Consider the following 25,175-nt stretch of genomic DNA (forward strand, 5'->3'; position numbering starts at 1 on the left):
GGCTCCGGCGCGGCTAACGGGGCGGGGCTCACCTCGCGTCGGCACCGGTCGGGACCGGGGTGCGGGGACGCGGGAGGCCGGGCGCCGCCGGTCCCCGGGTCTGCGCTCCGTGCGGGCCGGGCAGCGGCGTGGGCACCGGTTCGCTCACAGGCACAGCTTTTGGTCCTCCCGCTCGGACGAGGGGTCGGCAGCGCGCGCCGACTCGTCTGTGGGTGGGACGAGCGGGCAGCCACAACCCCGGGAAGCCGTCCGGGCACGCACCAGGACGGGCCGGGCGCTGAGCGCCGACTACAGATCCCCCGTAGGTACGCAACGACGTCGCGCCGCGAAAGACACGGGCGCGTACGGGACTTGCCGGACAGATGACGGAGCGTTCGCCTCTGTCCGGCTGTCGGTGGGGCCCCCGGAGGGGGCATCGGTTCTAGCGGTGGGCCGCCGTCCGGGAGACGGCGGCGAGGGCGTCCGTGAGGCGGTCGACGACGGCCGCGGCCTGTTCGTCGGTGAGGGTGAGCGGGGGCAGGAGGCGTACGACGCTGGAGTGGCGGCCGCCCAGTTCGACGATCAGGCCCCGGTCCAGGCAGGCGTCGCGCACCGCGGCGGCCAGGTCGGGGGCGGCGGGGAGCGGCGCGGCCGAGGAGGCGCCGAGGAGCGGGTCGCCGGCCGGGTCGTCCGCGCCGGAGGCGGCCGGACCGGTCGGCTCGCCCGCCGGGTCGACGATCTCGATGCCGATCATCAGGCCGCGCCCGCGGACGTCCCCGACGCAGGCGAACTCCGTGGCGGCCTCGTCCAGTTGGCCGAGGATGCGGGCGCCGAGTTCGGCGGCGCGCTGGTCGAGCCGGTTCTCGCGGACGAAGGCGAGGGTGGCGGCGCCGGCGGCCATGGCGAGCTGGTTGCCGCGGAAGGTGCCGGCGTGGGCACCGGGGCTCCAGACGTCGAGGTCCTCGTGGTAGACGACCACGGCGAGCGGGAGGCTGCCGCCGACCGCTTTGGACAGGACCATGACGTCCGGCACGACACCGCTGTGGTCGACCGCCCAGAAGGCGCCGGTGCGGCCGACGCCGGTCTGCACCTCGTCGGCGATCAGCGGGATCGAGCGGTTCCGGGTGAGGGCCCGCATCCGGCGCAGCCAGGGGTCCGGGGCGGGGATGACGCCGCCCTCGCCCTGGACGGGTTCGAGGATCATGCCCGCGGGTCGCGGCACGCCGGATTTGGTGTCGTCGAGCAGCGACTCGGTCCAGCGGGCGGCGAGTTCGGCGCCGCGCGGCCCGCCGATGCCGAAGGGGCAGCGGTAGTCCTGGGGGTAGGGCAGGCGCGTGACGCGGACGTCGTGCGCGCCGCCGGAGGCTTCGAGGGCGCCCGCGGTCATGCCGTGGTAGGCCCCGGTGAAGGCGAGGAGGCCGGAGCGGCCGGTGGCGGTGCGGACGAGCTTGAGGGCGGCCTCGACGGCGTCCGTCCCGGCCGGTCCGCAGAACTGGATGCGGGCCCGGTCGGCGAGCCCGGCCGGCAGCGTGGCGAACAGCTCGGTGGTGAACGCGTCCTTCACCGGCGTGGCCAGGTCGAGCACGTGCAGCGGGGCGCCGGAGTCGAGGACCGTACGGATGGCTTCGAGCACGACCGGGTGGTTGTGGCCGAGCGCGAGGGTGCCCGCGCCGGAGAGGCAGTCCAGATAGCGGCGGCCGTCGGCGCCCTCGATGGTGAGCCCGCGGGCCCGCACGGGCACGATCGGCAGCGAGCGCGCGTAGGTGCGGGCCGCCGACTCCCGGGCGGACTGGCGGCGCAGGATCCCTTCGTGCACGGCGCTGTCGCATGCGGATGCCTCGCGGGCCGCGCCGTCGTGCGGAGCGGGCAGCGCCACGGGCGCAGGGTCGGTCACGGCCACGGCTGTTGGTCCTCCCGCTGGGATGTACGGCCGGCAGGGGCTGCCGACTCGCCTGTGGGCGGGGCGGTGCGCGGACGTGCCCGAGGCCCGCCCGGGCGGTGTGCCGGGACGGGCCGAGGACTGAACGCCTGATGCGGATCCCCCCACGTACCCAACGACGACGCGGGCGCAGAGCCACGGGTGGATCGGATACTCGTGTGACACATGACGAGAGCTTTGCCGGGAGGGGCGGTAACAACGAACGGGGTGGCGCCCAAGATCCCTCCGTGACGGAACCGTTGCTGTTCCGACGGTCGTCCCCGATGGCGTCGGCATAGGGTGGGACGCCGTTCGGACACGGGGTAGGCGGCGGAGGACGCCACTCGCCCACCGCGTCCGTACGGCGGCACAACCACCAAGAGGCCCAGGGGGATTCACGACATGCGACCCATACGCCCGTTGTTCGTCGCTCGGCGCGCCCGCGGTGCGCGCGGCAGGACGCGCCCGGTGGCGGCGGTGGTCGCGCTCGGTGCGGCGCTGGCCCTGACCGCCACGGCCTGCGGGTCGGGCGACGACGGCGCGGACGCGAAGCCGACGGTGTCCGCGACCGCGGGCGGGGACAAGCTCCAGATACCGGACGACATCAAGAGGCGGCTCAAGGAGCACGGCTTCGATCTGGACAAGTGGAAGGACGGCCAGTGGAAGAACTGGGACCGGGACAAGTGGCTGCGTGAGGCGCAGGACTTCGTCAATCCCATCATCGCCGGCCTGTGGGACACGGACCGGATGCGCGATGCCGACGAGAATCCGGGTGGCCAGGTCGACACCAGTGACCTCTCCGGCGACCAGGGCGTGACGGATCCGGAGCCGCGGCCCGTGAAGGCGGCGGCCGTACCGGCCACGTACCACCAGAACGTTCCGTATGCGGGCAAGCTGGTCTTCGACACCCCTGAGGGGCAGGCGCAGTGTTCGGCGACCGTCGTCACCGACCCCGCGCACCCCGGCCGGTCCAACATGGTGTGGACGGCCGGCCACTGCGTGCACGCGGGCAAGAGCGGCGGCTGGTACCGCAACCTGGCGTTCGTCCCCTCCTACAACGACAGCGACCTGTCGGGGGCCCGGTTGCAGGGCGCGACGCGTGAGCAGATCGCGCCGTACGGGGTCTGGTGGGCGGATGCCGCGCTGACGTCCGACCAGTGGATCGCCCAGGGTGGTCCGACGGGCGGGGCGGGCGCCTCGTACGACTTCGCGGTGCTGCATGTGAAGCCGGAGAAGGGCACCACCGACAAGTCGCTTGAGGAGATGACCGGTTCGGCCCTGCCGGTGAACTTCAGCGCGCCCGCCGTGCCGAAGATCTCGCAGTTGACGGCGAAGGGGTATCCGGCGGCGCCGCCGTTCGACGGGCAGAAGCTGTTCCAGTGCGCGGACAGGCCCGGCCGGCTCTCGCTGGCGGGGACCGCTCCGACGATGTACCGCATCGGCTGCACCATGACCGGCGGTTCGTCCGGCGGCGGCTGGATCGGGCAGGGGCCCGACGGCAAGCCGGCGCTGGTGTCGAACACGTCGATCGGCCCGGTGACGTCGGGGTGGCTCGCCGGTCCGCGCCTCGGCAAGGAGGCCAAGGCGGTCTACGAGGCCGTGAGCGAGAAGTTCGCCGACCAGTGACCCGGCGCGCCCCCAGCCCCCGGCCTCCAGCCCTCGGCCCCCGGTCCCCGGCCCTCGGCCTCCGGGCGAGGTGTCGGGAGGGGGCACGGCGGGTCGGCGGCACCGGCCGTGACAGATGAAGGGCCCGCCCCGGTCACCCGGGGCGGGCCCTTCATCGCTTCTCCTCGCGGCCGGACGTCAGCCGGCGGTCGCCGTCGGAACGTACGGCGCGAGCTCCGCCGCGAGTTCTTCGTGGACGCGCGCCTTGAGCAGGGTGCCCTCCGGGGTGTGCTCCTCGGAGATCACCTCGCCGTCGCTGTGCGCCCGCGCGATCAGCTGGCCGTGCGTGTACGGCACGAGTGCCTCGATCTCGACCTCGGGCCGCGGCAGTTCGGCGTCGATGAGCGCTAGCAGCTCCTCGATGCCGGCGCCGGTGCGGGCCGAGACGGCGATCGCGTGCTTCTCGACGCGCAGCAGCCGCTGGAGGACCAGGGGGTCCGCCGCGTCCGCCTTGTTGATCACCACGATCTCCGGTACGTCGGTGGCGCCGACGTCCCGGATCACCTCGCGCACGGCGGCGAGCTGCTCCTCGGGCACGGGGTGCGAGCCGTCGACCACGTGCAGGATCAGGTCGGAGTCGCCGACCTCCTCCATCGTGGAGCGGAACGCCTCGACGAGGTGGTGCGGCAGGTGCCGGACGAACCCGACCGTGTCGGCGAGCGTGTACAGGCGGCCGCTCGGCGTCTCGGCCCGGCGCACGGTCGGGTCGAGGGTGGCGAACAGCGCGTTCTCCACCAGGACGCCCGCGCCCGTGAGGCGGTTGAGCAGCGAGGACTTGCCCGCGTTCGTGTATCCGGCGATGGCGACCGAGGGCACCTTGTTGCGCTTGCGTTCCTGGCGCTTGATGTCGCGGCCGGTCTTCATCTCCGCGATCTCACGGCGCATCTTCGCCATCTTCTCGCGGATCCGCCGCCGGTCCGTCTCGATCTTGGTCTCACCGGGACCGCGGGTGGCCATGCCGCCACCGCCGCCGCCACCCATCTGCCGGGACAGCGACTGACCCCAGCCGCGCAGTCGCGGCAGCATGTACTGCATCTGCGCGAGGGCGACCTGCGCCTTGCCCTCTCGGGACTTGGCGTGCTGGGCGAAGATGTCGAGGATCAGGGCGGTCCGGTCGACCACCTTGACCTTGACGACGTCTTCGAGGTGGATGAGCTGGCCGGGGCTGAGCTCACCGTCGCAGACGACGGTGTCGGCCCCGGTCTCGAGGACGATGTCGCGCAGCTCCAGCGCCTTGCCGGAGCCGATGTACGTCGCCGCGTCGGGCTTGTCCCGGCGCTGGATGACGCCGTCGAGGACGAGCGCGCCCGCCGTCTCGGCGAGGGCCGCCAGCTCCGCGAGGGAGTTCTCCGCGTCGCCCACCGTGCCGGACGTCCACACGCCGACGAGGACCACGCGCTCCAGTCGGAGCTGGCGGTACTCGACCTCGGTGACGTCCTCCAGCTCGGTGGACAGACCGGCGACACGGCGCAGCGCCGCACGCGCGGAACGGTCGTACTGGTCACCGTCCCGGTCCGAGTCGATCTCGTGGCTCCAGGCGACGTCCTCTTCCATCAGGGCATCGGCCCGAAGACCTTCGGTGTGGGTCTGCGCGAAGCTCTGCGCGTCCTGGGAAGGGGAAGAAGAGGAGGTCATTGGATCCTTTACGTCGCTGGGATTCGAAGATCGCCCGGAGTGGTTCCGGAGCGCGGGGCGTGACCTGGGTCTCGCCCGTCCTTGCTGACAACGCTCGGGCCTCTCCCGGGATTCCCGGACGGCTGTCCCGGAAGCGGCGGACGACCGGCCCGCGCCGTCGACCTGAAGATGGTCGCACGGTACGGGCCGTCTCGTCACCCGGGTTATTTCCCGTGTCCGGCCTTCTGTCCGCCCTTCTGTCCGGCCTTGTCTCCCGCCTTGTCTCCCGCCTTGTCTCCCGCCTTCTGCACCGCGGCGGACTTCCAGTCCGGGTGTCCGGGCATGGGCGGCGTCTTCTTCGCGTACAGCCACTGCTGGAAGAAGCCGCTCAGGTCGCGTCCGGCCACCCGGGAGGCGAGGGCGGTGAAGTCCGCGGTCGTGGCGGTGGCGTCACGGTGCGTGGCCACCCACTCCCGCTCCAGGCGCTCGAACCTCTCCGCGCCGATCGTCTGGCGCAGCGCGTACAGGACGAGCGCGCTGCCGTCGTAGACGACCGGGCGGAAGATGCTGATCTTCGCGCCGGGCCGGGGGCCCTTCGGGGCGGCCGGCGCCCCGCCGGAGGCGCGCCAGCCGTCGGATTCCCGGTAGGCGTTGCGCAGCCGGGTCTCCATCGGCCGGTCCGCCGTCTCCTGCGCGTACAGGGCCTCGTACCAGGTGGCGTGTCCTTCGTTGAGCCAGAGGTCGGACCAGGTGCGCGGGCTGACGCTGTCCCCGAACCACTGGTGGGCCAGTTCGTGCACCATGACCGATTCGACGTACCAGGCCGGATATTCGGTGCGCACGAAGAGTTCCCGCTCGAAGAGCGAGAGGGTCTGCGTCTCCAGTTCGAAGCCGGTGCTGGCCTCGGCGATGAGCACCCCGTAGTTCTCGAAGGGGTATCGGCCGACCTTGTTCTCCATCCACGCGAGCTGCGCGGGCGTCTTGTCGACCCAGGGGCGCAGCGCCTTGACGTCCTTGGTCGGGACGACGTCGCGTACGTCCATGCCGTGCGGCCCCTTCTGGTGGAGCACGGTGGAGCGGCCGATGGAGACCTGGGCCAGTTCGGTGGCCATGGGGTGGACGGTGCGGTACGTGCGGTCGGTGGTGTCGCCCGCGCCGGGGGTGACGGAGGTGGGCAGTCCGTTGGCGACGGCCGTGTAGGCACGTGGCGTGTTCACGTGGAAGGTGAACACCGCCTTGTCGGACGGATGGTCGTTGCAGGGGAAGACCCGGTGCGCGGCGTCGGCCTGGTTCGCCATGGCGAGCCCGTCCTTGGTGCGGACCCAGCCCACGTCCTCCTTGCCGGGCATCGGGTCGCTGGTGTGCCGCACGGTGATGCGCATCGGCTGTCCGGCCAGGAGGGGCCGCGCCGGCGTGATGACCAGGTCCTCGCCGCCGGTGGCGAAGTCCGCACGCTCGCCGTCGACCTCGACGGAGCGCACGGTGCCGTGCGAGAAGTCGAGGTTGACCCGGTCGAGCCGGGACGTGGCGCGGGCGTCGATGCGGGTGACGGCGTCGAGCGGCTTGCTGTTGTCGCCCTTGTACGTGAGTGAGATGTCGTACGCGCGAACGTCGTACCCGGGGTTCCCCAGGGTCGGGAAGAGCCGGTCGCCGACGCCGAGCGGGGTGGCGGGCCCGGGCGGTGCGGCCCCGGCGAGCAGGGCGACGGAGGCACCGGCGGCGAGCAGCGCGGCGGTGCGGGGGGTGCGGGAGCTGAGCGGCATGAACTACGGCTATCAGCGCTGTCCCCGGTGGGTCCGGCGGCACGCGCCGCACCCACCCGAACGAGACCACGCCCGGTCCGTGCGCTCCGGAGCACGAACGCCCCGGGTCTCAGAGCGCTCCGGCCGCCGCGTGCTGGGCGCGCCCCACGTCGTACACCCCCGGGACGTTGCGCATGGCCCGCATCAGGCCCTGGAGGTGGGCGGAGCCGGGAAGCTGGAGGGTGTAGGTGTGCCGGACCCGGCCCTGGGCGGGGGGCTCCACGGTTGCCGAGATGATGGCGACTCCCTCAAGCGCTATGGCTTCGGTCAGGTCGGCCAGCAGGTGCGGGCGGCTGAAGGATTCGGCGATCAGGGTGACCCGGTACTCGGCGGTCTCGGCGTCGGCCCAGCGGACGCCGACCTCGGGCCGTCCCGCGCCGGTCATGCGGGCCACCGCGGGGCACTCCACGCGGTGCACGGTGACGGCGCCGCCGCGGACGGCGAAGGCGGTCACCTCGTCGGGCGGTACGGGCGTACAACAGCCCGCCAGCCGGACGGAGGCGCCCGGCTGGTCGACGACGGCGTGCGCCGCCGAGGGGCGGGCCGAGGGGCCGCTGTAGGGGGCGCGCGGCGCGGACTCCGGTGCGCTCGGCCCCTCCGGGTGGGCGGCGAGCCAGCGGCGGATGGCGATGCGGGCGGCGGGTGTGCGGGCGTGGTCGAGCCAGTCCAGGGAGGGTTCGGAGGCCGCCGCGGCGCCCTCCATGTGGTCCATGAGCGGCTGCACGGTGTCGCCGTCCTTGAGGACCGTGCTGAGGGTGGCCAGCCGGCCGTTGACCCGCGCGCCGATGACGGCGTGGGCGTCCTCGCCGTACTGCGCGTAGGCGGCGTCCACGCAGCTGGCGCCCGCGGGCAGGCCGATGGTGCCGCCGTCGGGGCGGAAGACGGTGATCTCGCGGTCCTGGGCGAGGTCCTCGCGCAACGTCGACCAGAAGGTGTCGGCGTCGGGCGCGGACTGCTGCCAGTCGAGGAGGCGGGAGAGCCAGCCCGGCCGGGTGGGGTCGGAGCGCTCGCCGACGGTGTCCAGGTGCTCCTCGGCGGAGGGCGCGTACGGGTTGCCGAGCGCGACCACGCCGGCCTCGGCGACCTTGTGCATCTGGTGGGTGCGGATGAGGACCTCGGCGACCTCTCCGTCGCCGCGGGCCACCGCGGTGTGCAGGGACTGGTACAGGTTGAACTTCGGTACGGCGATGAAGTCCTTGAACTCGGAGACCACCGGCGTGAAGCAGGTGTGCAGCTCGCCGAGGACCCCGTAGCAGTCGGCGTCCTCGGCGACGAGGACGAGCAGCCGGCCGAAGTCGGCGCCGCGCAGCTCGCCGCGTTTGCGCAGCACCCGGTGGACGGACACGGCGTGCCGGGGCCGGATGAGGACCTCGGCGCTCAGCCCGGCCTCGCGCAGCACGCCGCGGACCTCGTCGGCGATCTCCGCCAGCGGGTTCTCGGCCCGGGCGGCGTCGGCGGCGATGAGGGCCTGCGTCTGCGCGTACTCCTCGGGGCGCAGGATCGCGAAGACGAGGTCTTCCAGCTCGGTCTTCAGGGCCTGCACGCCGAGCCGCTCGGCGAGCGGGATGAGGACGTCGCTGGTGACCTTGGCGATGCGCTCCTGCTTCTCCTGGCGCATGACGCCGAGGGTGCGCATGTTGTGCAGGCGGTCGGCGAGCTTGATCGACATGACGCGGACGTCGTTGCCGGTGGCGACCAGCATCTTGCGGAAGGTCTCGGGCTCGGCCGCTGCGCCGTAGTCGACCTTCTCCAGTTTGGTCACGCCGTCGACCAGATAGGCGACCTCCGTGCCGAACTCGGTGCGCACCTGGTCGAGGGTGACGTCGGTGTCCTCGACGGTGTCGTGGAGGAGGGAGGCGGTCAGGGTCGTGGTCTCCGCGCCCAGCTCGGCCAGGATCAGTGTCACGGCGAGGGGGTGGGTGATGTACGGCTCGCCGCTCTTGCGCATCTGGCCGCGGTGCGAGGACTCGGCCAGGACGTAGGCACGGCGCAGTGGCTCCAGATCGGCGTCCGCGAAGTGGGCCCGGTGGGCCTCGGCCACATGGCCGATGGCGTCCGGCAGCCGGTCGCGTCCGGCCGGTCCGAGGAGCGCGGCACGGCCGAGACGTCGCAGATCGATCCGGGGACGGCCACGCCTTCGCTGGGCTCCGGGCGTGATCGGCCCCGGGGTCGCGGGGTTGGTCGCCTCCGCACTCATGAGCACCTCCGGCTGGGTCGACCGGTGGCGGGCTGGCGGGGGCACCCGTCCGGACCGGTGCTTGATGCTACCGAGCCCATCACGTGGTGCAGTCCAGCTCTCGCCCAGCGTGAAACGGATCACCCATTCGAGCGACAGTTCACGGGTTTACGGTTTCGATAGCGGCGAACCAGTCCGCGTCGATCTCGCCCTGGGCGACGATCACGGCCGGTCCGGTCATCTCGATCTCGCCGTCGGGCCGCTCGGTGATGCTGAGGCGGCCGCCGGGCACATCGATCTCGTACGTCACCGGGGTCCCGGTGACGGTGGGGTCGGCGCCGTCGCGGCGGGCCGTGGCGACGGCGACGGCGCAGGCGCCGGTGCCGCAGGACCGGGTCTCGCCGGAGCCGCGCTCGTGGACGCGCATGCCGACGTGTCCGGGGCCGCGGTCGACGACGAATTCCACGTTCACCCCCTGCGGGTAGGCGTCCGCCGGGGCGACCGGCGGCGGGTCGAGCAGGCGGCCCGCGTGCGCGAGGTCGGCCACGAAGGCCACGGCGTGCGGGTTGCCCATGTTCACGTTCCGGGCGGGCCAGGAGCGGTCGTCGACCGTGACCGTGACGTCGCCCTCGGGGAGCAGGGCCCGGCCCATACCGACCGTGACCAGGCCCTCCTTGTCGATGTGGACCTTCTTCACGCCGCCGCGCGTGGCGACGGCGAGGTCCCCTCCGCCGACGTGTCCGGCGTGCTGGAGGTACCGGGCGAAGACCCGGACGCCGTTGCCGCACATCTCGGCGATCGATCCGTCGCCGTTGCGGTAGTCCATGAACCACTCGGCCTCGCCGGCCAGGTCCCGTGCCTCGGGGTGGGCGGCGGAGCGCACGACGTGGAGCACGCCGTCGGCGCCGAGACCGGCGCGCCGGTCGCAGAGCGCGGCCACGGCCGCCGGGGGCAGCTCGATCGCGTTCTCCGGGTCCGGGATGATCACGAAGTCGTTCTCGGTGCCGTGGCCCTTCAGGAAGGGCAGCGGACGGCGCGACGCGCCTCGGCCGAGGTCGGCGGCGGACGACGGGTGGTCGGTCATTCGTCGATCGTACGAGATCGGTGCGGTGACCCGGGAAGCGGTGCGCCCTCAGCGCAGCCGGGCCACCCGCCACACGGCGAGGACGGTCACGGCGGCGACCACGACGACGTACGCGACCACGACCCGCCAGTCGGGCCGGCGGCCGGAGCCGCGCGGGGGGAACCCGGGCAGCGTGTAGCCCACCCGGCGGGCGGCCATCAGGCCCCAGCCCGCCGCGCAGGAGCTGATGAGCAGCCCCAGCATGGCCACGACCGCGCCGCCGTCGCCGAACTCGAAGAACAGCGGGAACGCGAACATCAGGGAGCCCAGGGTGGCGAGCATCACGATGGGGGCGAGCTGCCAGATCCGGAGCCTGCGCTGCGGGCGCAGCTCGACCTCGACCTCCGCCGCGCCGTCCTGCGCGGCGATCTCCTCGGCCGTGGGGCCGTCGGCGATCACGCCGTCCGGGGTCGCGTCGGGCCCGTCGGAGCTCAGCTGCTCTCCGCCTGGTGCGGTGTCTCGAGGGCCGGCCTCCATCGCCACGCGCCCTCCCACTCCGGACTGTCTCGGTCGATCGAGGTCGATGATGGCACGGCCGCGGGGGCCGGGATGACCGCCCGGGCGTCCCGATGCCATCACGTGATCAGGCTGTTATGGCCCAGCTTGACGGTTCACGCAGGTCAGGCACTTGCTACTGATCGGTGAGTCAGCAAAAGGTCAGCGATAACCCCTGGTCAGCAGCCGATTACACGTCGAGACTGATCTCGAAGAGGGGACCGCAACCACCGTGTCGAACAAGCTTGCGCGGGGCATGGGCAGCTTCTTCAAGCCCTGCGAGTGCCGCCGGCCCACCGGCTGCCCGCATCTCTACACCATCCGCTTCCGCAACTCCCGCGGCAGGCAGTCCGAGGAATCCGGCTACCCCACCCCAGGACACGGCCATCGAACGCCTGACCGCGCTCTACACAGCCCGCAAAACCACTCCACAAAGCATCGCCGAACAACAGGAAGTCCTCGGGGAGATGACCTTCGAGGAGTACGCGAAGGCATGGTTCGCCCGCAAGCGCGGCCTCACCGGCAGCACGAAGGCGACCACCGAGTCCCGGATGCGCACCCACGCCTATCCGGAGATCGGCTCCCGCAAGATACGCACCTTCGACAGCTTCGTCGTCGAGCGGTTCATCACCGTCATGGAACGCAGCAACGTCGGCGCCGCCACCCAGACATAGGTCTGCGAGTGAAAGGCATCCTCAAGGACGCCCACCGACGCGGAGTCACCGCCCTCGACCCGCTGCTCGACGTCAGCCCGCCCGAATACCGACCGGCCCCAACCGTCATCCCCACCAAGGAACAGGTCGGCCTGCTACGCACAGCCCGCGCAGACGACACCTTCCGCCTCATCGTCGACACCATGGCCGGCATGGGCCTGCGCAACGGCGAAGCACTCGCCGTCAACGTCAACAACATGGTCGCCAAAGACGTCTACCGCGTCCACGAACAGGTCCACGACCGAACCGCCACCCTCGAACCCCTCAAGCACAGGAAAACCGGCGAGTTCCGCGAAGTGCCCCTCCCAGCCTTCGTCCGAGAAGGCATCAAACAATTCGCCGCCACCCACCAGACCTTTCAAGGTGGATACCTCCTCAAAACCCTCCGCCCCAGCACCGGAAACGCCTTCCTCTCCCCCCACCCTCCGAAGGTGGTGGACCAACCTCCAGCAGCAAAAACCCGACCTCACCCTCAAGGGGATGACCATGTACGGCTTCCGCCACTACTTCGCCTCCAACGCCCTCGAACACGGCATCCCCATCACCGACGTCGCAGACTGGATGGGCCACTCCGACATCAACATCACCTACCGCACCTCCTCCCCGGATCCGTCTCCAAAGCCGTCACACTCCTCAACAACGGCCTCAACTTCACCACCCCCACCGCGGAAGAGCCCGAGACCGCCCCAGCCTGAAGCATCGACCGATTCAACACCCGCCCAACCGCCCGTCGCCAAGAGAACTACTCCGGGGCGCCACGCCTCAACGAGGGCGACGGGTCTGTCGGTCGCGTAGCTGAGTCACACTCAAGGAGCATGGGGCAGCCGGTCGACCTGAGCACGCAACAGTGAGTTCAGTGAGTTGCGGACATCCCGTACGGACTTCGCTTGATCGTCGACAGACTCTCCGTACGCGATCACCACCACGGAGCCGGACCGAACGACACCGACCACAACGTCCTGGGCGCGACGGTGCACTTCGTCCGCCGCGCTCCTGATGCGATACGCCACAGCCTCCTCGCCCAGCCCCTTCGGCGCAGCATCCAGCGAGACCTTCTTGCTGCGCCCGGCCATGTCTTTATAGCCGGAGCATTCGGCGACGTCAGACCGGAACTTACTCAAGGTCGCCCGAGCGTCGGTGTAGGTGTGGGCCTGTACCAGAAGCCGCAATAGCCCGATTCTCGACGTCGCCGGCATGCGCAGGTCGACGCCCGCGGATGTCAACTGGGACGCGGCCCTCGGCTCTGTCCTGCCCGCGAGTACGCCACCAACGGATCCGCAGGCCTCTTTGCCCACTGCCATCGCGCCCTCAGGGAGCTCACGCGGTCCCGTGACGTTGAAGCGCTTGGAATCGCCGTCACCGAGCGCGACCTTTTCCAGCTCAGCCTGGGAGAGTTGCTTGCGGGTCACCCCTCCCGCTGGCCCCGATTCCTTCGCTCCTTGCCCGCAGCCCGCCGCGAGCGCGCACACCGCAATTGCGATCGCCACCACCGGGCCGCGTCTGACACCAGCATCACGCTTCAAGTTGCCCACCCCTGTCTCCCACGCCCCTGCGCAGGCGGACCAGCAAGATAACCTGGCCTTCCCCGTAGAGGCTGACCCGCCCCCGGAGGCGGCCTGCCGCACCCGTCGCGGCAAGCAACGGCAAGCCGTCGGGGAAAGCCGTGCGGCCGGCTCCGCCGCCTATGACGGTGCGCTCCGCCGCATCCAGTTCCACGTCTCCGTCACTCGACCGCCACCCTCCTCCTGGAACAGGGGGTGAAACTCGTCACGCTAAAGGAGCTGTTGGGCCAAGCCCACCTCAACGTCACCGCCACCGTCTACGCCCACGTCCGACTCCGCCTCCAGCGCGACGCCATCGACCTCCTCGAACGCGCCCTCGACCACCCCTGACGCACGCACGGCAACGGCGGCGGACACCTGGTGTCCGCCGCCGTTGCCGTCATCTACTGCCGTCAAGCTACAAAACAGCTCCTGTAGGAGACATCGACAGGGGCCTACCTTTGCGCTTGTCTGCGTCGCGAATCGGAGGCCTAAATTGGCTCGCCCGCCACTCCACTGAATCCGACGAGACCGTTCCTTCTCGCCATGTCGAGAATCTCAGGAAGATAGTCCAGTTGGCGAACCGAGAGGGTCAGTAGAACGTACTTTCCCGCGTCATCTGGTTCCTCTTCCAGGTCGAATCGAGACGGCTCCAGAACGTCCTCCACATCTGGCCACCTGGTCAGCAACTCCTCCCGGAACCGCAAGACGTCGGGGCTCACGACAAGGTCGCTGGTGTCGCCCTCAGCAAGGCTGTCGAAGACTTCCTCAGAGTTCCCGGCAGAGCGCTTCCAGAACCCGAAGTCGCTGCTCACAAGTCATCCTCTCAGGTTAGGGGTTGCAGATTGGACATGCTGTACCGCGCCGGACGACCGATGTTTTAAAGCCGTACGTCTTCGCTAGCCACTCGTCCTTCCTACGCTGCCCCTTGGTGTAATTCGATTTATTCACCTTCACCTCGTAAAGGTGGAGGTTTCCATCTGAATTCCGGACCGCAATATCCACTTGACGCCTGCCGTAAGGAGTCCACAAATCAAGTCCATTCCCGTAGCTCTCGCTGTAGATATCAGACTTGTTGTAGAACTTCTCAAACGTCTCCGTCATTTCATCGACACCGGCAGCGCCACGGGCTTTGTCATGCGGGCGATTGCCGCAGTTGCTGTTGTGAACGAGGACCGGAGTCCCGCCCGCCAGCACATAGTACGTGTGCTGGTCCTTGACGGTCAGATTGTAGGTACGTGCCGCGTCCTCGTAGCGGCGGACCTTGGTGACCTCGAGGGTGTGGCCGGAACTGGTCCGCAGTCTCGTGCCGGGCTTGAGCTTGCCAGCTTCGACCCACCTCTTCTCTGTTACGGACCAGAAGGGGTGTTCGCTGGTTGCGACAAGACGCTCTTCCCCGTCGGCCGCTGAGAGGGTCAGTTCGGCGAAGTGCTTGTCATTTTCTGTGGTGATTGTTGCAGTGACTTCACTCTCGGCTGTCTTTCCCGTCCTGGGATCTGTTGCGAGAACTTTATCGCCGAGTTTGATGTCCTGAATCTTCTTCGTGCTGCCGTTCGCCATGAGGACTTCGGTGTCGGCGAGGAAGCAGTTACAGCCGCGACCGAGAGCGCGCTTCAGGTCGGAGCCCTTTGCCGCCAGTTTTCCAACGGGAGGACCTGCATCGTCCTCGTACATTCCGTGGGCGACCATGCGGGCGAGCTCGACATCTTCGAAATAGTCACGCAGCTCTTGTGAGCAGCCGATGTCCTTATGGACCCAGCAGACGTTTGTAGCGACTCCTATTGCATTGTCTGCGGTTACACCTTCCGCTCCGTATTTGCCGTACCACTTTTGCATGTCTTGGCGATAGGCGTCGAGCCATGCCTCGTTCTGCTTTGGTGTGGCTATTTCAGCCACTGCCGCGTAGATCTGCTTCTGTGAATCGCGCACTTCGTTGCGGTTTGTTGCGATGTAGCCGACCTTGGTGGGGTCGGGATCGCGGTCACCGCAGGTGTAGTAGCAGTTGCCTGGCCCTGTTCCGCCGGCTGGGATGCCTTGGTTCTTGGGTTTGGGGCCGGTCGCTTTGGGGTGCTGTTCGCTGTGTCCAGTGCCGTCGTCGGTGTATAGGCCGCTGGGGTCAGAGAAAGTGGTGGGGTTGTTATTACTGTATGCGTATCCGTTGATCTGCTGGGGGTCGGTGAGGTCCATCACGGGGTCCGCGGAGATGAACCTGCCGGTGGCAGGGTCGTATTCGCGGGCGCCGAGGTGGGTGAGTCCGGTGTCGGTATCGGTCGTTCCGCCGACGAAGCCCTTGGTGCCGGGCCATGTTCCCGTGCTGGTGCCGCGGGAGTTTCCGAAGGGTGTGGTGCGTCGTTGCGACAGGCTCAGATCGGATGCCTTGATGGCGAGTTGGCCGGTGCCGAGGTGGTCGGCGATGGTGATGGAAACGCTGCCGTCATCGGCCTGGACGGCTTGGCTGCCTGCGAGGGGGATGTATCGGGTGGCCTTCGGTTTCGTTGCTCCCTTGGGTAGGACGAGTTCGCCTTGGCCGAGGTAGAGAGTGGTGGCGTCTGGGCCGCGGGAGATCAGGCGGTTGCCCGCAGTGTCGTAGATGTATTCGGTGACGGCGTCAGCCTTGCCCTCGACGGGCTGGGTGACCTTTGCGAGATGCCCTTCGGCATCCCATTCCAGGGTTTGTGTGTCGCCGTTGATGACGCGGGTTTTGGTGTCGCCGGTGTCGTTGTAGGTGTAGCTGCTCTTCTTCGTGCCGGACGGACCAGTCTCGGTGACGTCGGTGAGGGTGTGGGGCTGGGCGGTCCCAGGGGTCGGGTACTTGTAGTCCTTTGTGGTGTCCTTGGCCGTGTTGCCGGTGAGGTCATGCTGGATCTCTGTCTTGCGGTTGCCGACGGCGTCGTAGGTGTACGACGTCCAGTACGGTGCGACACCGCCTGTCGCACTGGCTGAGGGCGTGCCGGTGCAGGTTGCGTCGCCTTCGGCCCAGGACTCGTTCATGCGCCGCAGGTAGTCGTAGGTGAAGCACTGATTGTCGGTGCCGGCCCGGGAGACGTCGGAAATCGCCAGGACGTTGCCTGACTCGTCGTACTTGTAGGTGTTGAGGCGGTCGACTCCGGCGACGTCCTGGCGGTCGACGCGGGAGGTGGCCAGGCGCTGGGTGCCCAACTCGTAGGTGTTGGTCGCCCAGGCCTTCTTCGCTCCGGCGGCAGTGGAGCCATAGGTGTACTGCAGTGGCTTGCCGGTCAGCGAATATTTGCTGATGTCGGCCTTGATTCCGTCGCCGAGGATCGAGATCGGGCGCAGGGTGTCGTCGTAGGTGTAGGAGTAGCCGCCGCCCGGCAGGGAGCCAGCCGCGGAGTAGGAGACGCCCGCGACAAGGCCGGAGGTCTTGTAGCTGGTGCTGGTGGAGTAGGTCCCGGCTAGGGCCTTTTCCGCCTCGGGGATGACGACTGAGGTGCGAGTGGGCCGGTAGAGCTGGTCGTACTGAGTGACCTTGCTCGTGTATTCGTCCTTGCCGACGTAGCGGGTGGAGGAGGCTGGCTGGCCCTTGGCTCCGGCGATCGTGTCGTAGGCCCACGACGCGCGCAGCGGACCGTTCACGTCCTTCTCGCGGGTCTCGGTCGGTCGGCCGAGCTCGTCGTAGGCGTGGTAGAGGACGGTGCCGCGGGCGTCCGTGGTGGTGACGAGCTGATTGCGGTCGTCGTAGGTGCTCTTGGTCTCTCCCGTGTCGGGGTCGACCGCGAGCGTCTGGTTGCCGCGCTGGTCGTAGCCGTACTTCCAGGTGTTTCCGGCCGGATCGGTGACCGTGTCCAGCTGGTTGGCGAGGGTGTACGTGTAGTGGGTGGTGTCGTAGGCGGCGTTCGCGTTGCGGCTGTGGAGTTGGCGCAGATCGGTGATCTTGCCGCGGGCATCGGTCAGGGTCGTGGTGGCGGTTGCTCCTACGGGCGGGATGACTGTCGTGCGGTCGCCGCCGTAGATGGTTGTGGTGGTACCCAGTACGGCGCCGCCGTCGCCATTCCCGGCGATCTGCTTGCTCTCGATCGCCCGGCCGAGCCCGTCGTAGGTGGTGCGGGTCTGAGTTTCGACCTTGAGTGCGTCGTCGGGCTTGACCAGGTCCTTTTCCTGGAAGGGGGCGCCTTCGGCGTAGTAGGGGGCGAAGGTCTTTGCCGTCAGGCCGCGTTCGTCGTAGAAGGTGTCGGTGAGCAGGCGCCCACCGTCCGGTCCCACGTCCTGGGTCTGGCGCGGACGGAGCTGTCCGTCGTACAGGGTGTAGGAGGCGATCTGCCCGCCCTCGTTGTTGAGGGTCAGGGTGCGGATGGTTGCAGGTTTGCCGTCCTCGATGAAGTAGTCATAGTCGTAGGACGGTGTCTGGCCGGTCTTGCGGTCGGCGAGCCACACCTTGTCGCTGCGTCCCAGCGCGTCATACGTGAACGCGGTGACCTTGTTGTTGGTGTCCGTCGAGGTCAGAGGCTGACCCCGCAGGGGGTCCCACGTGATGGTTGTGGTCTGCGCCGTGGTGTTGTCGCCGGCTTCGGCCGGCGGTGTGGTGGTGGTGGTTGAGGTCGGGAAGCCCGTTGTCGGGGTGTAGGCGGTTGTGGTGGCGCGTCCGTCCAAGCGCGCGGTGCGTACGGGGGTGCTGTCTCCCTTGGCGGTGACGTCGGCGCTGGTGTCGGTGGTCTTCAGGGCGCGGCCGTAGGAGTCGTAGGTCGTGCCTGTTTCCAGGTAGGTGGCGGTGGTGCCGTCGTGCTTGGTGAGTACGGCTGTCGCAGTGGCGTCGCCCTTGGTGGGTGCGGCGCCGTAGGCGCCGCCGTCGTAGGCGGTGCGGACGTCGGCGATGACGGCCTTGCTGCGGTCCGGGGTGTCCGTGCAGGCGGCGGCGACTGTTTCGACGCGGGCGATCCTGTCGAGGATGTTGTCGCCTGTGTTGGTCGCGTAGGTGGTGCGGCTGCACCGGTTGTCGGTGGCGGTGGACGTGTCGCCCGCGTCGTGCTGCATGACGACGCGGCCGGTCCCGTCGTGGCTGTAGGAGGCGTACGTCTTGCGCCAGTTGGCGCCTGCGCCGTTGTCGAGGGAGGTCCAGTTATAAGTGTTGAGGGTGCCGGTCTGGTTGGCGGTGATCGTGCCCCAGTCACGGACCTTCTTTGCGGTCTCGTGGTGCCAGGGCTGGTTCACCGTCTTGGCCAGAACCTTGCCGTCTGGGCCGGAGTAGGTCTCGGTTTTGTAGGTGAATCCGGTTCCGGACGGATCATCAGTGATCGCAGTGCCTTCGCCGGTGCCGAGGCTGACGGTGACCGACTTGGTTTTGCTGCCGTCCTCGTTTTGGCGGTCGCCGTCCATACCGCGCAGGTAGTAGGAGTCGGCCTGCGACTTCAGGGCCGTGCCGCCACCCTGTCCGCCGGTTTTGACGCGGACGTGGCCGTAGCCGCGCCAGTCGGACCAGGTTTTGTTCTTCTCCAGGGTCAGGCCGTCATCGTCGTCGTAGTGCCAGGCCGCATCGTCCAGGTACTCGTACGCGGTCACCGCGTCAGGGGAGCCACCGGTGCGGTCTTTTTGCGTTATCGAGGTGGTGACGTACTTGTTGAACCAGTTCGTCGTCGGTTTCTCATCGATGGATCCGCCGAGCATCTGGGGGAAGCAGCGGGTGGTGTTGGTCGCCGGCGTGGGAGTTGTGGCGAAAGTGCAGGCCGGGGAGGAGTAGTTGACGTTGAGCTGGCCGCTGGTCTCGTCGTCGATGGTCGACAGGCGGGCCTTGATGTACGGGGCGTAGCCGTCGCCGGTCTTGTCGAGGCGGTTGGCGAGCTGGGTGTAGGAGAAGGTGGTTTTCTGCTCTGTGATCTCGGGTGCTGCTGTGGGGCCGGTGTGGCCAGTGTGCTGGATGGAGTCGAGCAGGAGCTGGTAGTCGACGTCAGCCTGGCCCCATCGGTGCGTCAGCTTCCAGGAGTCGATGTCGCTGTACCCGGCGCCGTTGAGGACCTGCGTGGTGATGCCGGTCAGCCGCTTGCGGGTGAAGAACGTGGGCGAGAACCGGCCCTTGTCGCAGTCGGCGTCCGCCTCACAGTTCATGTCCCACGGGGTGTCGTACCAGTAGGCGGAGTCCTTGGAGATCGAGGAGCAGTCCGTGTGCGTGTCGGGAAGGCACCGCTCTGAGCTGCTGAAGTCGACTTTGGCCAGCGCCTTGGTGCCGTAGATGGAGGAGGATTTCAGGCCGTACTCAATGCGGTCCAGGTAGCCGCCGCGGGTGTAGCGGCTGTCATCTGCAGCGGTGAGGTTACGGCCGTAGGAGTTGTCCTCCTTGGTGTAGTAGTAGGCGATCGCGTTGCCGTGGGGGTCGACGGCGTAGTCGAGGTTCCACCGCCATGCCTGCTGGCAGTAGGAGGCGGCGAAGGTGTCTTTGTGGCAGGGTTCGTCCGCGTCATCACCGAAGACGGGCACGGTCCAGGCCGAGTCGGTGGTTTCCTTGCCGTCGGCCCAACCAGGAAGCCTGTTGTAGCCGAAGTAGTACCGCGTCCCGTTCGCCAGGGTGAGGCGCCAATACTCACCGTCCGTATCGCCGTTGGCCCGGTCGGTGGACTTCAGGCGGGCGACGCGGGTGCCGTCGTCGTTCTTCAGCTTGAGCTCGTCGGCCTTGCCGGTCGGGACGAGTTCGCCGCCTTTGCCGTTGAAGGTGAGGTAGGCGTTGTCGTAGCCCCAGCACAGATCGCCGGGCCGGCTGACGCCGTCGTCGGCCTTCTGCCCGTCGTCGGCGCACGGCTTGTAGCGGCGCTCGATGAATCCGGGTGAGAGGTCGAATCCGTCGCCGATCCAGGACGACTGGTTGTTGGTGTTGCCGGTGCGGCCGTCGATTGTGCCCGAGGAGTACGACAGGCCGACGCTTGGGGCCAGACCGCCCGGCACCGACGGGATTCCGAAGTTGTAGGACCAGTTGAAGTCACCGGTGTTGAGGCTGGTGCTCCAGGACGCGGACGGTGACAACGGGCTGGCCTGGTAGCTGCCGGTCTTGGCAGTATCGCCTGCGACCGCGGCAAGTACCGTCGCGGTGCCGGACGTCAGCGCTACGGACTCGGCGGTGAGCGTCTGCTGCTCGGTGTCGTTGGTGGTGGCGACGGGCTTGGTGGTACGGCATTTGGCCTTGGCGGGGGTGGTCAGCGCGCAGGCGGGCAGTTCGACCAGGGTGAGGCGGGAGCCGAAGTTGCCGCCGTACGCCTGGGCGAAGGTGCCGTAGTCGAGGCTCGCGCCGACGCTGCCGCTGTCTTTCGCTGTCTGGGGCTGCAAGGTGAACAGCAGTCCGGTGACACCGGCCTTCTGGGCCGCCTTGTGCGACAGGATCCGGGTGGTGACGTTGCCGCCGAGGGGATTCTTGGCCTGCTTCGTGGATGGCTTGTTCAGCTGTAGCGGCAGGTTCTTGGCCCGGACGGCCCTGCCCGTCTTCGAGCCCGCGTCATTGAGCGCGACGACTGCATCGCCGGCGGCGGACCAGGTTGCTTCCGGCGTCTTGTGGGGAGTGCGCGGGCCCTTTTGCAGCTTGCGTGACTCAAGGTTCGTTGCCTTGTGGACCGCAACCGGCTTGTCCGGATCGGTGGTCCCGGGCCGTCCCGTGCCGGATGCGTCGGCGGTCGGCGCGAACGCGACTGCCTGGACGAGGGTGGCCACCATGACCGTGGAAGCGCCCAGCGCGATCCTGCGCCGGATCCTTCCCGCGACAGGAAGCGGCCGTCTTGTGGAGGACATTTTTGGATGAATCCCCTGAGGAAAAGGTGTGCGGAGCCGCAGCGTTGCAGCACACGTGATGAATCGGACGATGCCGGGGCGTCAGGTCATGGCCTGACGCCCCGACACGAGAGGGCCGGTCAGCTGCCCGGCACCGAAGTGGGAATGTCGAAGGTGTTGGTCCACATACGATTGACCTGGTCGTCACTCAGCGCGCTCTGGAACAGCCACACGTCATCGATGACGCCCGGGAAGTAGTTCTGCACGGCGCTCCCGGCGCCTTCACGGCCTATCTGCAGAGACGTGGCCTTGAAGGCGAGGGCGTTCTCAGCCCACGGGATCGCGTCCTGGCAGGTTGGACTGTCCGCGCTGCCGCTGCCGTCGGCGTCCACGCAGGCGGCTTCCTCCAGGCTGCCGTCGACATACAGACGTGCCTGCTTGGCGAACCCGTCGTAGACCACAGTCAGCAGGTTCCACTCGCGTACGTCGTAGAAGTTGCTGTTGTCGACCGTGGCCACGGTGACCACGTCCTTGTCGTCAGCGGGCCCGTTTTTGTCAGCCACGCTCAGTTGCCAGCGCCCGGAGTTGTTCTCCGGGTCTGTCGCATCGGGCACGAAGCGCACCGTGAACGCCGACTGCTTGGTTCCCTCGGCACTGACTACTGCAACATCCCCGTCAGGCAGCGCGGATGCTTGCGCCCAAGCGGACAGAGTGAAACTCCCGGAGGTATCGACCGGAACACTGCTGCTGGATGCGTAGCTGTGAGTTCCGTCGAGCTGGAGGCCACCCATGACGCCCGCCGTCTCGATGGTGCCGATTCCGTCCGCCCGCTTGGCGCCGCCATTCAGCGTGAGTACGGGTGCACCGGTCACTTCGTTCGGCGTGGTGACCGGGTTGGTTCCACTGGTCTTGTCGAACATCCACCGCGACCTGACCGACGGGCGCTGCAGGTACATCTGCTGAACCTCCTCTGCGGAGGCGGGCCGGTCGAAGAGCCGTACGTCGTCGACGATTCCGGGGAAGTAGGCGGCCATGGCGCCGCTGTAGTTGCTGGCGCCCATGTACATCGACTGGTCCGCGTAGAACGCGTCGGTCAGCGGTGTGGAGCCGGCCTTTACGCCGTTGACGTAGAGGGTGAGCGTGTTGGCTACGGTGTCGTGCACGCCCACCAGGTGCGCCCAGCTGCCAACGTTGGCAGTGGTTCCGTCCGGCTGCATTGCGCGGATGGGGGTGGCGTCCGGTGCGTCCTTGGAGTACTGGTTGAACGCCCATCGGTCATAGGCCGAGGAGTAGTACAGCTCGAAGCCGGGTTTGTCCTTGCCTGCTTGGGCTGTGATCACAGCAGCGGTGGTCGGCTTCTTGTCGAGCTTGGCCCAGGCCGAGACGGTGAAGCTGCGCTCGGTGTTGACGTGCGGGCCGCTGGTCTGTCCGATCTTTGCGTACCCGGTGGCGCCGTCGAAGCGTGCAGCGTTGCCGGCGATGCCTTCGACGCCGGGAGTCACCTTGCCGCTGTACATAGCCGGAAGGACCCCGCCGTGGCCGGAGATCTCGGTCGCGTCAGCCGGCTCGTCCAGATTGAACACGGCGACGGCGGGACGGCCCGGATCACCGATGGTGTTGTGGGCCTTCAGCGCGTCGACTTCGTTCTGCGTCAGAGGCTTGTCGAACATCTGCAATTCGTCGATAGTGCCCGGGAACAGGGAGATTGGAGTGGTCCCGGTGAGTAGCTTGCCGCCGATCTGCAGGCCGCGCCGGGCCTCCCACGGCGTACTGTGGGTCACAGACTCAACCATTTGGCCGTCCACGAACAGCTGGAGCTGATCACTGGTCGAGGAATAAGAACCCACCAAATGCGTCCAGACTCCGGCCTTGACCTTGCCGGGATCGCCTTGATCCGCGCGCACCAGCCCTCCGGCTGCGTCGTCGGACTTGTACTGGTTGAACGCCCAGCCGTACGAGGTCGAGTAGTACAGCTCGAGCCCGGGGGCGCTGTTGCCCGGCATGAGAGCGATGTCCGCGGTGGCGTCAGGAATCTTGTCCAGCTTCACCCATGTCGAGACGGCAAACCCACCCGTGGTGTTCACCGGGGACAGGTCGGTAGAGGCGTAGCCGTCGGCGCCGTTGAAGTGCACCGCCGTTTTTTCGACACCCGCCTCGCCCGGCGTGGCACCACCGTGCAAAGCCAGGGTGCGTGCTGGGGTTGAGCCGCCGGCCTGGCTCGCGTCCGAGCCCTCGTCCATCTGCCAGGTCGCCCGTTCGGGCTGGCCTGCCTTCACACGGTACTGGTAGGTGCGGATCTCGCTGCTGGCGTTGCCCGCGGAGTCGAAGGCCTGTGCAGTGAAGAAGTTGATGCCCGGCTTGGCGGGCAGTACCTTGACTTGCTTTGCGGCGCCGCCTGTTGTAGCAATTTCGTTCTTCGGGGACGGATCACCGTTGATCCCGTAGTAGTACTTCGTCACGTCGTTGTCGGCGCCCTTCATCTCGAAGGTGCCGTAGTGGCCCACCCCGTCGTACCAGGGATCGTTGGGGTCGGCCGAGTCCGAGGCGGGGTACTCACCGGAGGTGACCGAGGGGGCTTTGGGCACCTTGGTGTCGTAGACGAAGTAACAGGCTTGTGGATCACCGGCGTAGGACCAGGGTGAGTAGGTACTGCCGTCCCAGACGCGTGCGTACCAGTTGACGGTCTTGCCGGGCGGGATCGATGACGGCAGTGACAGGTTGAAGCTGTAGCCTGATCTGGTTGCCGTGGTCCTGGCCGGTTTCCACTGCACCTTACCGTCCCAGGCGGCCTGGACCTCCAGGGCCACGGGGTCGCCGTCCGGGTCCGTCACGTTGTTCACATTGATCTTGCCGAGGGTACGGACGCGGGCGGGATTGGACGCTGGCTTGCAGGTACCGCCGTATTCCATGATCAGCTGCGAAGACTTCAGCTGCGGCGGAGGGCGGTTGTAGGTGACGCGCAGGGATGCCTTGTCGGAGAACCGCTTCCAGCCGTACCCGTCCCCCTCATCACCGGCCCGCAGGCCGAACGTCATGGTTGAGTCATGGCTGTTCGCCGCTGACTGCACGGCGGACTTCACACTGAACTCGGCGTCCTTGGCGCTACAGCCGGTGTAGCCGTAGGCGAACGAATCCGATGCAAGCTTCTTGGTCCAGAATCCGGACGCATTTTGCGAGTTCCACGTGGTCTTATCGGAGATGTCCTTGGTCTGCCAGAGCTCGACCTCGCGTTTTCCGCAGGAGGCGGACCACGTGTTGTGGACCACGAACTCGGCCTTCAGGATCGACTTTCCGGCAAACTTGGAGACTGCGATGCGATAGAAGAGCCGCTTGGTGTCGTTCGGCTTGCAGTAGCTCCAGTTGCAGTAGCCCAGGCCGGAGTCGTGGTCGCCGTTGAACTTCCACTGCGGTTCCGAGGCCCAGTACTTAGAGGCCATCGTCCACGCTGTTGCGCGTGGCGCGGAAAACTGCGGGTCGATGAACACCGGGTAGGTGGTGTCCTTGCCCTTGAGCACGTCCACGTCCGGGGTCAGGACAAGCTCGTCCTGACCGCTGGGTACGCTCACCTCCACAGGTGCGAGCTTGCCCGACTCGCCGGCTCCCGGCTCTTCTTCGTCGGGAGTTGCTGCCGAGCGGGCCGTCTTGGTGTCAGCCGGAGCTTCGGCGTCCGCGACGCCGGAGCTGGAGTCCCACATCATCGGCTTGGGTGCCTCGAACACGGTGCCCTTGGCGCCGGGGTCTATCGCCTTGAGGCCTCCGTCCGGTGTCTCGTTGACGTCCATGCCTTCCGCAGCCAGCTGCAGGCGCAGCTCGGCCAGGTCCGCATTGGCCGCCGCCTCGGCGGACTTGACCACAAGGAGCTGGGTGAAGCCGTCCTCTTGCGCTCCCATCCGCAAGTCCACGCCGGGGAGCACTTCGCGGTAGGTGGCGGTGTCACCGCTCACTTCGGGCACCGGCAGCGATCGCGGCCATCTAAGCGACAACGTGCGCCCGGCCCGCGCTAGTTGGACGAGCGGTACCTTATCGCCACCGTCGGAGAACTGCAGGTCCACAGTGGCAGCCTTCGGAGCTACTGTCCCCCGCGACGTCGCTTCCAGGCTGGTGTCGACGCGCTTCCACTCGCCATCGCCCCGCGTCCACACCGGACGGAGGTACTCGCGAGCCTCCAGGTCGCCCTGGGGAGTCGCGTAGACCTCCCGCGACTCCCCCCGCTGCGAGAGGACCTCAACGGGTTCTCCCGACTTCTTGGCTTGCGCGAAAGCCTCATCCTCGGACGCTTGCGCCTTCGGCCCGCCGGTCTCGGCCGAACTCGCCGCCGCTGCAGGCGCATCACCGATGGCGGAGACCGCCGGGAGCATCCCAATACCGAGCGTGGCGCTGACGATCACCCCCCAGCGACGGCACCTTGGACGTCCCCACCCCTGTCTCCGCATTTACCTCACGCTTTT

Annotated in this window: 14 protein-coding genes; 3 read left to right on the forward strand and 11 right to left on the reverse strand. The window is 68.1% G+C overall.

What is annotated here, in order from left to right:
* Positions 1–421 precede the first annotated feature (421 nt).
* Positions 422–1,879: a diaminobutyrate--2-oxoglutarate transaminase family protein gene (locus ACIP5K_RS18565; protein ID WP_401410732.1), complete on the reverse strand. Its 1,458-nt coding sequence runs from the start codon at positions 1,877–1,879 to the stop codon at positions 422–424.
* Between the two features lie 420 nt (positions 1,880–2,299).
* On the opposite strand from ACIP5K_RS18565, the gene ACIP5K_RS18570 reads away from it, so the two are divergent.
* Entirely contained in the window at positions 2,300–3,523 is a 1,224-nt protein-coding gene (locus ACIP5K_RS18570; protein ID WP_401410734.1) for a trypsin-like serine peptidase, read from the forward strand.
* Between the two features lie 177 nt (positions 3,524–3,700).
* Here ACIP5K_RS18570 and hflX read toward each other — a convergent pair whose 3' ends face one another.
* The 5 genes from hflX to ACIP5K_RS18595 form a co-directional block, all read right to left on the reverse strand.
* The gene (gene hflX / locus ACIP5K_RS18575; RefSeq protein WP_401410735.1) at positions 3,701–5,197 is read right to left on the reverse strand and encodes a GTPase HflX; all 1,497 of its coding nucleotides are present in this window, start codon (positions 5,195–5,197) and stop codon (positions 3,701–3,703) included.
* A 203-nt stretch (positions 5,198–5,400) separates the two neighbouring features.
* The gene (locus ACIP5K_RS18580; RefSeq protein WP_401410736.1) at positions 5,401–6,939 is read right to left on the reverse strand and encodes a M1 family metallopeptidase; all 1,539 of its coding nucleotides are present in this window, start codon (positions 6,937–6,939) and stop codon (positions 5,401–5,403) included.
* Positions 6,940–7,048: 109 nt separating this feature from the next.
* On the reverse strand, positions 7,049–9,175 hold the full coding sequence (locus ACIP5K_RS18585) for a RelA/SpoT family protein (protein WP_401410737.1): 2,127 nt from the start codon (positions 9,173–9,175) through the stop codon (positions 7,049–7,051).
* A gap of 139 nt (positions 9,176–9,314) precedes the next feature.
* Positions 9,315–10,238 (reverse strand): diaminopimelate epimerase, encoded by a 924-nt coding sequence (dapF, locus tag ACIP5K_RS18590; RefSeq protein ID WP_401410739.1) that lies wholly within the window; start codon positions 10,236–10,238, stop codon positions 9,315–9,317.
* 48 nt (positions 10,239–10,286) lie between these two features.
* Positions 10,287–10,754, reverse strand: coding sequence for a hypothetical protein (locus ACIP5K_RS18595; protein ID WP_401410838.1), 468 nt, complete (start codon positions 10,752–10,754; stop codon positions 10,287–10,289).
* A gap of 485 nt (positions 10,755–11,239) precedes the next feature.
* Between ACIP5K_RS18595 and ACIP5K_RS18600 the strand changes: the two genes are divergently transcribed.
* On the forward strand, positions 11,240–11,446 hold the full coding sequence (locus ACIP5K_RS18600) for a phage integrase central domain-containing protein (protein WP_401410740.1): 207 nt from the start codon (positions 11,240–11,242) through the stop codon (positions 11,444–11,446).
* Between the two features lie 134 nt (positions 11,447–11,580).
* On the opposite strand, the gene ACIP5K_RS18605 is transcribed toward ACIP5K_RS18600, so the two are convergent.
* Positions 11,581–11,907, reverse strand: coding sequence for a hypothetical protein (locus tag ACIP5K_RS18605; protein ID WP_401410742.1), 327 nt, complete (start codon positions 11,905–11,907; stop codon positions 11,581–11,583).
* A 64-nt stretch (positions 11,908–11,971) separates the two neighbouring features.
* Here ACIP5K_RS18605 and ACIP5K_RS18610 point away from each other — a divergent pair, with 64 nt between their 5' ends.
* Positions 11,972–12,280 carry a tyrosine-type recombinase/integrase gene (locus ACIP5K_RS18610; RefSeq protein WP_401410839.1) on the forward strand — a complete coding sequence of 103 codons (309 nt, stop codon included), beginning with the start codon at positions 11,972–11,974 and terminating at the stop codon, positions 12,278–12,280.
* Positions 12,281–12,291: 11 nt separating this feature from the next.
* Here ACIP5K_RS18610 and ACIP5K_RS18615 read toward each other — a convergent pair whose 3' ends face one another.
* From ACIP5K_RS18615 to ACIP5K_RS18630, 4 genes are all read right to left on the reverse strand, one after another.
* A complete protein-coding gene (locus tag ACIP5K_RS18615) occupies positions 12,292–13,017 on the reverse strand; it encodes a hypothetical protein (protein ID WP_401410744.1) in 726 nt (241 codons plus the stop codon).
* 500 nt (positions 13,018–13,517) lie between these two features.
* Positions 13,518–13,841: a hypothetical protein gene (locus ACIP5K_RS18620; RefSeq protein WP_401410746.1), complete on the reverse strand. Its 324-nt coding sequence runs from the start codon at positions 13,839–13,841 to the stop codon at positions 13,518–13,520.
* Positions 13,842–13,857: 16 nt separating this feature from the next.
* Complete coding sequence (locus ACIP5K_RS18625; protein ID WP_401410748.1) at positions 13,858–20,673, reverse strand: polymorphic toxin-type HINT domain-containing protein; 6,816 nt, start codon at positions 20,671–20,673, stop codon at positions 13,858–13,860.
* 194 nt (positions 20,674–20,867) lie between these two features.
* A complete protein-coding gene (locus ACIP5K_RS18630) occupies positions 20,868–25,085 on the reverse strand; it encodes a LamG domain-containing protein (RefSeq protein WP_401410841.1) in 4,218 nt (1,405 codons plus the stop codon).
* Positions 25,086–25,175 lie beyond the last annotated feature (90 nt).

It is taken from the genome of Streptomyces sp. NPDC088785, assembly GCF_044750685.1.
GTDB lineage: Bacteria > Actinomycetota > Actinomycetes > Streptomycetales > Streptomycetaceae > Streptomyces.